Genomic DNA, 12,506 nt, shown 5'->3' with positions numbered 1-12,506 from the left:
AGGAGAGTGGTTGATTAGTAAAACAAAATGTAAACGTATACAAAGTTGTCAATGCTCATTATCCGTTTCGGATACGCTTATCATCATTTAGGAGAATACTAATGAAATTTAGAAAACTAGCTTGTACAGTACTTGCGGGTGCTGCTGTCCTATCTCTTGCTGCTTGTGGCAAATCAGACGCTAAAAAAGACGCTGCAAGTGATGCAGGACAAACTGAAATCACTTGGTGGGCTTTCCCAGTCTTCACTCAAGAAAAATCTGGTGACGGTGTAGGAACTTATGAAAAATCTATCATCGAAGCTTTCGAAAAAGCAAACCCAGATATCAAAGTTAAACTAGAAACAATCGACTTCAAATCTGGTCCAGAAAAAATCACGACAGCTATTGAAGCTGGAACTGCTCCAGATGTACTTTTCGATGCACCAGGTCGTATCATTAATTACGGTAAAAATGGTAAATTAGCTGAGTTGAATGACCTCTTTACAGATGAATTTGTTAAAGATGTTAACAATGAAAACATCATTCAAGCAAGTAAAGCTGGTGATAAAGCATACATGTATCCAATCAGTTCTGCACCATTCTACATGGCTATGAACAAGAAAATGTTGGAAGATGCTGGTGTAGCTAACCTTGTTAAAGAAGGTTGGACAACAGATGATTTTGAAAAAGTCTTGAAAGCACTTAAAGACAAAGGATACACTCCAGGTTCATTGTTCAGTTCTGGTCAAGGGGGAGACCAAGGAACACGTGCCTTCATCGCTAACCTATACGGCGGTTCTGTAACAGACAAAGAAGTTACTAAATACACAACTGACGATCCTAAGTTCGTCAAAGGTCTTGAAAAAGCAACTAGCTGGATTAAAGATGGTTTGTTGAACAACGGTTCACAATTTGACGGTGGAGCAGACATCCAAAACTTTGCAAACGGTCAAACATCATACACAATCCTTTGGGCACCAGCTCAAAACGGTATCCAAGCTAAACTCTTGGAAGCAAGTAAAGTTGAAGTGGTAGAAGTACCATTCCCATCTGATTCAGGCAAACCAGCTCTTGAGTACCTTGTAAACGGATTTGCAGTATTTAACAACAAGGATGAAAAGAAAGTTGCTGCTGCTAAGAAATTCATCCAATTCATCGCAGATGATAAAGAGTGGGGTCCTAAAGACGTAGTTCGTACAGGTGCCTTCCCAGTTCGTACTTCATTTGGAAAACTTTACGACGACAAACGTATGGAAACAATCAGTGGTTGGACTCAATACTACTCTCCATACTACAACACAATCGACGGATTTGCTGAAATGAGAACTCTATGGTTCCCAATGTTGCAATCAGTGTCTAACGGTGACGAACAACCTGCTGCAGCTTTGAAGACATTCACTGAAAAAGCGAATGAAACAATCAAAAAAGCAGCTAAATAATAAGCCCTAAATAAAAAGTAAAATCACCCCCTTTTCCCTGTGCACATCTGTGTACGAAAAGGGGGAGTTTTGTTTAAAAAATGTAAGGAACTGACAGGTCAAAATTAAAATGAAGTTCTTACATAGGCTTTTCTTGGAAAAAATTTCATTTTGATTTTACATCAATGTCAGACAACAATCAAAAAAAACAAAAACTATTTGAAAGTGAGGTGCCGACTGTGAAAGTCAATAAAATTCGCATGAGAGAAACAATTGTTTCTTATGCTTTCTTAGCACCAGTATTAATCTTCTTTACCGTCTTTGTCCTAGCTCCAATGATCATGGGATTCATCACTAGTTTCTTTAACTACTCGATGACTAGCTTTGAGTTTGTAGGATTGGACAACTACATCCGCATGTTTAAAGACCCTGTCTTTACAAAATCTTTGATTAATACCGTAATCTTAGTTATCGGATCTGTACCAGTCGTTGTACTCTTCTCACTATTTGTGGCATCACAAACTTACCAACAAAATGCAGTTGCTAGATCCTTCTATCGTTTCGTATTCTTCCTTCCTGTTGTAACAGGTAGTGTTGCCGTAACGGTTGTATGGAAATGGATTTATGATCCTCTATCAGGTATTTTGAATTTCGTGCTTAAGTCAAGCCATATCATTAGCCAAAACATTTCTTGGTTGGGTGATAAAAACTGGGCTTTGATGGCGATTATGATTATTCTTTTGACAACATCAGTTGGTCAGCCAATCATCCTTTACATCGCTGCAATGGGTAATATTGATAACTCTCTTGTTGAAGCGGCGCGTGTCGACGGAGCAACTGAGTTACAAGTTTTCTGGAAGATTAAATGGCCAAGCCTCCTTCCAACAACTCTTTATATCGCAATCATTACAACAATCAACTCATTCCAGTGTTTCGCTTTGATTCAGCTTTTGACTTCAGGTGGTCCAAACTACTCAACAAGTACTCTCATGTACTACCTATACGAGAAAGCCTTCCAATTGACTGAGTATGGCTATGCCAATACTATTGGTGTATTCTTGGCAGTTATGATCGCAATTGTCAGCTTTGTTCAATTTAAAGTACTTGGAAACGACGTAGAATATTAATAGAAAGGAGACAGCTATGCAATCTACACAAAAGAAACCTTTAACAGCCTTCACTGTTATTTCAACCATCTTCTTGCTTTTATTGACTGTACTCTTTATCTTTCCATTCTACTGGATTTTGACAGGTGCATTCAAATCACAACCGGATACCATTATGATTCCACCACAATGGTTCCCTAAAGCTCCAACAATGGAGAACTTCCAACAATTGATGGTGCAAAACCCAGCCTTGCAATGGATGTGGAACTCAGTCTTCATTTCATTGGTAACTATGTTCTTGGTTTGTGCAACTTCATCCCTAGCAGGTTATGTATTGGCTAAGAAACGTTTCTACGGTCAACGCATTCTCTTTGCAATCTTCATCGCTGCCATGGCTCTTCCAAAACAAGTTGTCCTTGTGCCATTGGTACGTATCGTCAACTTCATGGGAATCCATGACACTCTTTGGGCGGTTATCTTGCCTTTGATCGGATGGCCATTTGGGGTCTTCCTCATGAAACAGTTCAGTGAAAACATTCCAACAGAATTGCTCGAATCTGCTAAAATCGATGGATGTGGTGAGATTCGTACTTTCTGGAGCGTAGCCTTCCCTATTGTGAAACCAGGATTTGCAGCTCTTGCAATCTTTACCTTCATCAATACATGGAATGACTACTTTATGCAGTTGGTTATGTTGACATCTCGTAACAACTTGACCATCTCACTTGGGGTTGCGACTATGCAGGCTGAGATGGCAACCAACTATGGTTTAATTATGGCAGGGGCTGCTCTTGCAGCTGTGCCAATCGTAACAGTCTTCCTTGTCTTCCAAAAATCCTTCACTCAAGGTATTACTATGGGAGCCGTTAAAGGTTAATACTCTGCGAAAATTGAATTCAAACCACGTCAGCGACTCCTTGCTGTACTCAAGTACAGCCTGCGGATTGCTTCCTAGTTTGCTCTTCAATTTTAATTGAGAATAGGAAAATCTATTTATTGAAAACGATATAGTATTATAAGTGTCTACAAAATGGAAAGGAGTTGGTTACTTCATGAAGTTTTGTTAGACACTTATAAACTTACTGGCTAGACATTTTGTGTCTGAAGATAACAATCAGGTAAAGGAAATTACTATGATTTTTGATGATTTAAAAAATATTAGCTTTTACAAGGGAATTCACCCAAATCTGGACAAGGCTATTGATTATCTCTATGAGCATCGTAAAGATACTTTTGAATTGGGTAAATACGACATTGATGGAGATAAGGTCTTCTTAGTTGTACAGGAAAATGTTCTCAACAAAGAAGAAAATGATCGCTTTGAGCATCATAAAAACTATGCAGACTTACATTTGTTAGTTGAAGGACATGAATATTCAAGTTACGGTTCTCGTGTTAAGGACGAGGCAGTAGCATTTGATGAAGCTAGTGATATTGGCTTTGTTCATTGTCACGAACAATACCCACTCTTGTTGGGATATCACAATTTCGCAGTTTTCTTTCCAGGAGAACCTCATCAGCCTAACGGTTATGCAGGTATGGAAGATAAAGTTCGCAAATATTTATTTAAAATTTTAATCGATTAGTCAGTTAGGAGGAGAAACAATGGCACATAAAGGATCTGGATTGATAAAAGCGGCATTCGATACGGATAACTTTCTGATGCGTTTTTGCGAGAAGGTTTTAGATATCGTGACGGTTAACCTACTCTTTGTTGTGTCTTGTTTGCCTATTGTGACCATTGGAGTAGCTAAAATCAGTCTCTATCAGACAATCTTTGAAGTGAAGCGTAGCCGTCGTATTCCTGTTTTCAAAATCTATATTAGAGCCTTTAAGCAAAATTTGAAATTAGGTTTTCAGTTAGGTTTGCTGGAATTAGGAATCTTTTTAATCAGTGTGGTTGATTTATCACTATTTTGGAGTCAAACTGGTGTTGCCTTTCAGCTTATTAAAGCTATCTGTTTGGGAATTCTGATATTTTTAACCCTAGTTATGTTGGCTAGCTATCCAATTGCTGCACGCTATGACTTGACTTGGAAAGAAGTTCTTCAAAAGGGATTGCTGTTGGTCAGCTTTAACTTCGTGTGGTTCTTCTTGATGCTTGCGATTATTTTGTTAATCATTATGCTTCTTTATCTATCAGGCTTCACTCTAGTGCTTGGTGGTTCAGCATTTCTACTTTTTGGCTTTGGTCTTCTTGCCTTTTGCCAAGCAGGATTAATGGAAAAATTGTTTGCTAAATATCAAGAGAATTGAAAACAATATGAAACTACTTTCAAACAAGAAAAGCTTCGGGAGATGTATAGAAATTAAAATCTAAGTGGCTTGGATGTATTGAAAGCGCTTTTTACAAGGTGTATACTAAAATAGTAAATAATCATCTGCCCGGTGCAGAAAATAAGAAATTTTAGGAGAAATCTATGTCAGATTTAAAAAAATATGAAGGTGTCATTCCTGCCTTCTACGCATGTTATGATGATGCGGGTGAAGTAAGCCCAGAACGTACTCGTGCTTTAGTTCAATACTTTATTGATAAAGGTGTTCAAGGACTTTACGTTAATGGTTCTTCAGGTGAGTGTATCTACCAAAGTGTAGAAGACCGTAAATTGATCTTAGAAGAAGTTATGGCAGTTGCCAAAGGTAAATTAACGATCATTGCTCACGTAGCTTGTAATAATACCAAAGATAGTATTGAACTGGCTCGTCATGCAGAAAGTTTGGGAGTAGATGCTATCGCAACAATCCCACCAATTTACTTCCGTTTGCCTGAGTACTCAGTTGCTAAATACTGGAACGACATCAGTGCTGCAGCACCAAATACAGACTATGTTATCTACAACATTCCTCAGTTGGCAGGTGTTGCTTTGACTCCAAGTCTTTACACAGAAATGTTGAAAAATCCACGTGTTATCGGTGTTAAAAACTCTTCAATGCCAGTACAAGATATCCAAACTTTTGTCAGCCTTGGTGGTGAAGATCATATTGTCTTTAATGGTCCAGACGAACAATTCCTAGGCGGACGTCTCATGGGAGCAAAAGCTGGTATCGGTGGTACCTATGGTGCTATGCCAGAACTCTTCTTGAAACTGAACCAATTGATTGCGGATAAAGACCTAGAAACAGCGCGTGAATTGCAATATGCTATCAACGCTATCATCGGTAAATTGACTGCAGCTCACGGGAATATGTACTGTGTGATCAAAGAAGTCTTGAAAATCAATGAAGGACTTAACATCGGATCAGTTCGTTCTCCACTTACACCAGTGACCGAAGAAGATCGTCCAGTTGTTGAAGCAGCTGCGGCATTGATTCGTGAAACTAAGGAGCGTTTCCTCTAATCAATAGGAGGCTTTATGACTAATTACGTTGCAATTGATATTGGTGGCACTAATATCAAATACGGTTTGATTGACCAAGATGGACAACTGGTAGAGTCTCACGAAGTTGCGACTGAGGCTCATAAGGGCGGTCCACACATCTTACAGAAAACAAAAGATATCGTAGCTGGCTATCTAGAAAAAGGTCCAGTGTCGGGCGTCGCCATTTCTTCTGCAGGAATGGTTGACCCTGATAAGGGTGAGATTTTCTATGCTGGTCCACAGATTCCAAATTATGCTGGAACTCAATTTAAAAAAGAAATTGAAGGAAGTTTTGGAATTCCGTGTGAGATTGAGAATGATGTTAACTGTGCGGGGTTAGCAGAAGCTGTTTCTGGTTCCGGAAAAGGTGCAGGAATAACGCTATGTTTGACCATCGGAACTGGTATCGGTGGTTGCTTAATCATTGATGGGCAAGTTTTCCATGGCTTTAGTAATTCTGCCTGTGAAGTTGGTTACCTGCATATGCAAGATGGAGACTTCCAAGATTTAGCCTCTACAACAGCACTTGTTAAGTATGTGGCTGATGCACATGGTGATCAGGTAGAACAGTGGAATGGCCGCCGGATTTTCAAGGAAGCAACCGAGGGCAACAAACTCTGTATGAAGGGGATTGACCGCATGGTAGATTACCTTGGAAAGGGGCTCGCCAATATTTGTTATGTAGCCAATCCAGAAGTTGTCATCCTAGGTGGTGGCATTATGGGGCAGGAAGCTATTCTGAAACCTAAAATTCGTAAGGCTTTGAAAGATGCACTTGTTCCAAGTTTGGCAGACAAGACTCGTCTTGAATTTGCCCACCATCAGAATACTGCTGGCATGCTCGGCGCATATTATCATTTTAGAACCAAACAGTCCTAAATTGGCTTTGCCAATTTAGGGTTTTTTGACAGGGAAAAAGTTAGGTAAAACTTTAATAAAACTTTGAAAGCCCTTGCATTTCTTGAGATAATATAGTATATTTATTATACTGAGAAATCTCGAAAAAGCGTTTGTAAAATCAAGTCATTTTTTTATTCAGAAAAAATGTAAGCGATTTCTAAATGAATTTAAACAGAAGATAAGAGTGGGAGGAAGAAGAGTTTTAAAGTAGGTACTGAGAAATAAAATTGTCACCAGAGAAACTGGGCTCTTGCAGTAGCTGACTGCTTTTGTTCATTAGGAGAATTTGATGAAACGGTATTTTTTTGAAAGAAGTCGAATATTCAGTATTCGGAAACTAACGGTTGGTGTAGCCTCTGTGGCAGTTGGACTAGCTTTTTTTGCATCTGGAAATGTTGCTGCTAACGAAGTTGTGACAGAGCCAAAACTAGAAGTGGAAGGTCAAGCAAAAGAAGTAATCGATGTTGATAAAGAAAAAGTAGAGACAGTTAAGGAAACTAAAGAAGTAGCGACTCCTGTTAAAGAAGATGTAGCTGAACAAGTAGCTCCTGCTACAGAAAAAGTAATAGAAGAAACTAAAACTACTGAAGAAGCTGGCGATTTACTTCCGGCAGAGATTCCTGACCGTGCTTATCCTGATACACCAGTGAAAAAATTGGATACTTCAGCTATTGTATCAGAAAAGGATAGCCCCAAAGTAGAAACGAAGAGTATTTTAAAAGCTGAAGAATCAAATGCAACTGAAGTTGAGAAAGATAATAGAGCTATTATCAATGGTGGTCAAGACCTTAAGCATATCAATTATGAGGGTCAACCTGCTACATCAGCTACCATGATTTACACAATTTTCAGATCACCTCTAGCAGACGGTGGAACTCAGCGTTACCTCAATTCAGGTTCTGGTATCTTTGTAGCTCCAAATATCATGTTGACAGTGGCTCATAATTTCTTGAAGAAGGATGCCGAAACCAATGCTGGTCATATCTTAGGTGGTGATACCGCTAAGTTCTACTACAATGTCGGCTCTAATACTCCAAAAGAAAGATCTTTACCAACTTCAGGAAAGGATATTTTGTTTAAGGAAAAAGATATTCATTTTTGGAATAAAGAAAAGTTTGGTGAAGGTTACAAGAATGACCTAGCCTTGGTTGTAGCCCCTATTCCACTTCAGATTGCAAGCCCAAATAAGGCTGCAACCTTTACTCCTTTAGCAGAGTATCGAGAGTATAAAGCGGGAGAACCTGTTAGTACGATTGGTTATCCTACAGACTCAAGTTCACCAGAATTGAAGGAACCAATTGTGCCTGGTCAATTGTATAAGGCTGACGGTGTCGTTAAAGGTACTGAAAAATATGATGATAAGGGAACTGTTGGTGTCACTTATCGTTTGACTTCTGTATCAGGTCTTTCTGGTGGCGGTATCATCAACGGTGATGGTAAAGTTATCGGTATTCACCAACGTGGGACTGTTGACAATATGAACATTGCTGAAAAAGACCGCTTCGGTGGAGGCCTTGTCTTGTCTCCAGAACAACTAGCATGGGTCAAAGAAATCATTGACAAGTACGGTGTCAAAGAAGGCTGGTACCAAGGTGATAACGATAATCGCTATTACTTTGATTCGAAGGGACAATTGCTCAGAAATACAACAGCTGTCATTGGCGGAAACAAGTATGCCTTTGACAACAGTGGTCTAGCAACATTAGTTGAAGGCGTTGATTATAGCCGAGTAGTTATCGAACATGTGGACCAAAATGATAACCCAGTCAAAGAAAACGATACGTTTGTAGATAAGGCAGAAGTGGGTGCTCAATTCAACTATAACTACAAATCGGAAATCGAAAAAACAGATTTCTACAAGAAGAATAAAGAAAAATATGAGATCGTTTCAATTGGAGATTCTCCAGTCAATAAACAATTGAAAGACGCTTGGGATGAAGATCATAGTGTGGTAAGCAAGGCTCCTGCAGGAACACGCGTCATCAAGGTAGTTTATAAAGTGAATAAAGGTTCTTTTGAAGTTCACTATCGCTTGAAAGACTCTGATAAAGAGTTGGCAACAGCTGATGTGGACAATAACGAAGGTAAGGAATACGATGTTTCCTTTGTTCATAGATTCCAAGCCAAAGAAATTGCAGGCTATCGTCCAGTAAATGCGAGCCAAGAAGCGACTATCAAGCATAAAGGGGTGAATGAAGTTATTTTTGAATATGAAAAGATTGAAGATCCAAAACCAGCGACTCCTGTAACTCCAGTAGCTGATCCAAAAGATGAAGAAACAGAAATTGCTGCTTACGGTCCACTGCCTAGCAAGGCTCAATTGGATTATCACAAGGAAGAATTAGCTGCCTTCATCCACTATGGTATGAATACCTATACTAACTCTGAGTGGGGGAACGGTAGAGAAAATCCTCAAAACTTTAACCCGACGAACCTTGATACAGACCAGTGGATTAAGACTTTGAAGGATGCTGGATTCAAACGAACCATTATGGTTGTGAAACACCATGACGGATTTGTTATTTATCCATCTAAATACACAGACCACACGGTAGCTGCGAGTCCATGGAAAGATGGTAAGGGGGACCTTCTCGAAGAAATCTCTAAATCAGCGACTAAGTATGACATGAATATGGGTGTTTACCTATCACCATGGGACGCCAACAACCCTAAATATCATGTTGCAACTGAAAAAGAGTACAACGAATACTATCTCAACCAACTCAAGGAAATCCTTGGAAATCCTAAATACGGAAACAAAGGTAAATTTATCGAAGTATGGATGGACGGTGCGCGTGGTAGCGGAGCTCAAAAAGTAACTTACACCTTTGATGAATGGTTCAAGTACATCAAGGAAGCTGAAGGAGATATCGCTATCTTCTCAGCTCAACCGACAAGCGTCCGTTGGATCGGTAATGAACGTGGTATCGCTGGAGATCCAGTTTGGCATAAAGTCAAGAAAGCTAAAATCACCGACGATGTGAAGAATGATTATCTCAATCATGGGGATCCAGAAGGAGATATGTACTCAGTCGGTGAAGCAGACGTTTCTATCCGTTCAGGTTGGTTCTACCATGATAATCAACAACCAAAATCAATCAAAGATTTGATGGATATTTACTTCAAGTCTGTTGGTCGTGGAACGCCACTTCTACTCAATATTCCACCAAATAAAGAAGGTAGATTCGCAGATGCAGATGTCGCCCGCTTGAAAGAATTCCGAGCAACATTGGATCAAATGTATGCGACTGACTTTGCTAAGGGTGCAACTGTAACTGCAAGTTCTACTCGTAAGAATCATTTGTATCAAGCAAGTCACTTGACAGATGGTAAGGATGATACTAGCTGGGCACTAGCAAATGATGCTAAGACAGGTGAGTTTACAGTCGATCTTGGTAAAAAGAGACGCTTTGACGTAGTCGAACTCAAAGAAGACATCGCTAAAGGTCAGCGTATCTCTGGATTCAAGGTTGAAGTTGAGCTCAATGGTCGTTGGGTTCCATATGGTGAAGGTTCGACTGTTGGTTATCGTCGTCTTATCCAAGGTCAACCAGTAGAAGCACAAAAGATTCGTGTGACTATTACTGGTGCACAAGCGACTCCAATTTTGACAAACTTCTCTGTTTATAAGACACCAAGCAGTATCGAGAAAACAGACGGCTACCCTCTAGGATTAGATTATCATTCAAACACAACAGCCGATAAAGAAAATACAACTTGGTATGACGAATCTGAAGGTATCCGTGGAACATCTATGTGGACCAACAAGAAAGATGCTAGCGTTACCTACCGCTTTACTGGAACGAAAGCGTATGTCGTTTCTACCGTCGATCCAAACCACGGTGAAATGTCTATTTACGTGGATGGTCAAAAGGTTGCAGATGTACAAACCAAGAATGCAAGCCGTAAACGCAGTCAGATGGTCTATGAAACGGATGACTTAGCTCCTGGTGAACATACTATCAAACTGGTCGATAAGACTGGTGAGCCTATTGCAACTGAAGGTATCTACACGCTCAACAATGCCGGTAAGGGTATGTTTGAGATGAAAGAAACAACCTATGAAGTTCAAAAAGGTCAACCGGTTACTGTAACGATTAAACGTGTTGGTGGTAGCAAAGGAGCAGCAACAGTCCATGTTGTAACAGAGCCAGGAACAGGAGTTCATGGTAAAGTTTACAAGGATACAACAGCTGATTTGACCTTCCAAGATGGTGAAACAGAGAAAACAATCACGATTCCAACTATCGACTTTACAGAACAAGCAGATTCAATCTTTGACTTCAAAGTGAAAATGACCAGCGTTTCTGACAATGCCCTTCTTGGTTTTGCTTCAGAAGCTACGATTCGAGTGATGAAGGCAGAATTACTCCAAAAAGACCAGGCAAGCTATGACGATCAAGCAACTCAGCTTGACTATAGCCCAGGTTGGCACCATGAAACCAATTCATCAGGTAAATACCAAAACACTGAGTCTTGGGCATCATTTGGCCGTTTGACAGAAGATCAGAAGAAAAATGCCAGCGTAACAGCTTACTTCTACGGAACAGGTCTTGAAATCAAAGGATATGTGGATCCAGGACATGGTATCTACAGAGTAACGCTAGACGGTAGAAAAGTCGAGTATCAAGATGGTCTAGGGAATGCGTCTGAATACAACGGCAAGAAGTACTTCAGTGGTACAGCCACTACTCGTCAAGGTGGTCAGACTCTTGTTCGTTTGACTGGACTCGAAGAAGGTTGGCATGCTGTAACCTTACAATTGGATCCAAAACGTAATGATACTACGAGAAATATTGGTATCCAAGTTGACCAGTTCATCACTCATGGTGAAGATAGTGCTCTTTATACCAAAGCAGAGTTAATCCAAGCCATGAAGAGCTGGAAGGATGAGTTGGTTAAGTTTGACCAGACAAGCTTGAAGAATACTCCAGAGGCACGTCAAGCCTTCAAGTCAAACTTGGATAAATTATCTGAGCAACTTTCAGCAAGTGAAGCCAATGCACAAGAAGTTCTTAAGACAGCAGCAGCTTTGCAAACGATCCTTGATAAGGAAGAAAATTATGGCACAGATGATACACCAACACCAGAACAGCCAGAAGAACCAAACTATGACAAGGCTATGGCAAGTCTGACAGAAGCGATTGAAAGAAAAACAGCTGAGCTCGGTGATGACAAGGAAGCTAAGAAGAAGCTAGTTGCATTAACAGAGCAAGCCTTGGCAGCCATCCAAGAAGCTAAGACTCAGGATGCAGTAGATAAGGCCTTGCAAGCAGCTTTGGCATCTATCAATCAGCTTCAAGCGACTCCAAAAGAGGATCCAGCTCCAGAAGAACCGGCACAGCCAGAGGAGCCATCAAAACCAGAAGAGTCTAAAGTTGACTACCATAAGGCGATTGCAGATTTGACTGAAGCTATCGAGAAAAAAGCAACAGAACTTGCCGATGATGTAGCTGCTCAGGAAAAACTAGTTGAACTTGGAGAACAAGCTCTTGTGGCTATCCAAGAAGCTAAGACTCAAGATGCTGTTGAAAAAGCCTTGCAAGATGCGTTGGTATCCATCAATAAGCTTCAAGCAACTCCAAAAGAGGATCCAGCTCCAGAAGAACCAACACAACCAGAGGAACCAAGCAAGCCAGAAGAACCAGCAAAACCAGAGGAGCCAAGCAAACCAGTAGAGCCTAAGCTTGACTACGATAAAGCTATGGCAAGCTTGTCCGAAGCCATTAAAAGTAAAACAGCTG

Annotated in this window: 8 protein-coding genes; all 8 read left to right on the top strand. The window is 40.2% G+C overall.

Features of this window, described 5'->3' with window-relative positions:
• Window positions 1-101: 101 nt before the first annotated feature.
• Complete coding sequence (locus I1J71_RS02310; protein ID WP_195183570.1) at window positions 102-1,418, top strand: ABC transporter substrate-binding protein; 1,317 nt, start codon at window positions 102-104, stop codon at window positions 1,416-1,418.
• A gap of 239 nt (window positions 1,419-1,657) precedes the next feature.
• Window positions 1,658-2,524 (top strand): carbohydrate ABC transporter permease, encoded by an 867-nt coding sequence (locus I1J71_RS02305; RefSeq protein ID WP_053092415.1) that lies wholly within the window; start codon window positions 1,658-1,660, stop codon window positions 2,522-2,524.
• 16 nt (window positions 2,525-2,540) lie between these two features.
• Window positions 2,541-3,380 carry a carbohydrate ABC transporter permease gene (locus I1J71_RS02300; protein ID WP_004250812.1) on the top strand — a complete coding sequence of 280 codons (840 nt, stop codon included), beginning with the start codon at window positions 2,541-2,543 and terminating at the stop codon, window positions 3,378-3,380.
• Between the two features lie 256 nt (window positions 3,381-3,636).
• Window positions 3,637-4,089: a YhcH/YjgK/YiaL family protein gene (locus tag I1J71_RS02295; RefSeq protein WP_049494261.1), complete on the top strand. Its 453-nt coding sequence runs from the start codon at window positions 3,637-3,639 to the stop codon at window positions 4,087-4,089.
• A 19-nt stretch (window positions 4,090-4,108) separates the two neighbouring features.
• Entirely contained in the window at window positions 4,109-4,759 is a 651-nt protein-coding gene (locus tag I1J71_RS02290) for a YesL family protein (RefSeq protein WP_195183569.1), read from the top strand.
• A 164-nt stretch (window positions 4,760-4,923) separates the two neighbouring features.
• Entirely contained in the window at window positions 4,924-5,841 is a 918-nt protein-coding gene (locus tag I1J71_RS02285) for a dihydrodipicolinate synthase family protein (protein ID WP_049484689.1), read from the top strand.
• Window positions 5,842-5,856: 15 nt separating this feature from the next.
• Complete coding sequence (locus I1J71_RS02280) at window positions 5,857-6,741, top strand: ROK family protein (RefSeq protein ID WP_195183568.1); 885 nt, start codon at window positions 5,857-5,859, stop codon at window positions 6,739-6,741.
• Between the two features lie 310 nt (window positions 6,742-7,051).
• Window positions 7,052-12,506: alpha-L-fucosidase (locus I1J71_RS02275; RefSeq protein WP_195183567.1), on the top strand; the 5,455-nt coding region annotated here is incomplete at its 3' end.

This window comes from Streptococcus infantis, assembly GCF_015546995.1.
Classification (GTDB): Bacteria; Bacillota; Bacilli; order Lactobacillales; family Streptococcaceae; genus Streptococcus; species Streptococcus infantis_J.
Note: the sequence above shows the minus strand (reverse complement) of the source record. Positions and strands in the feature narration are given on the sequence as shown.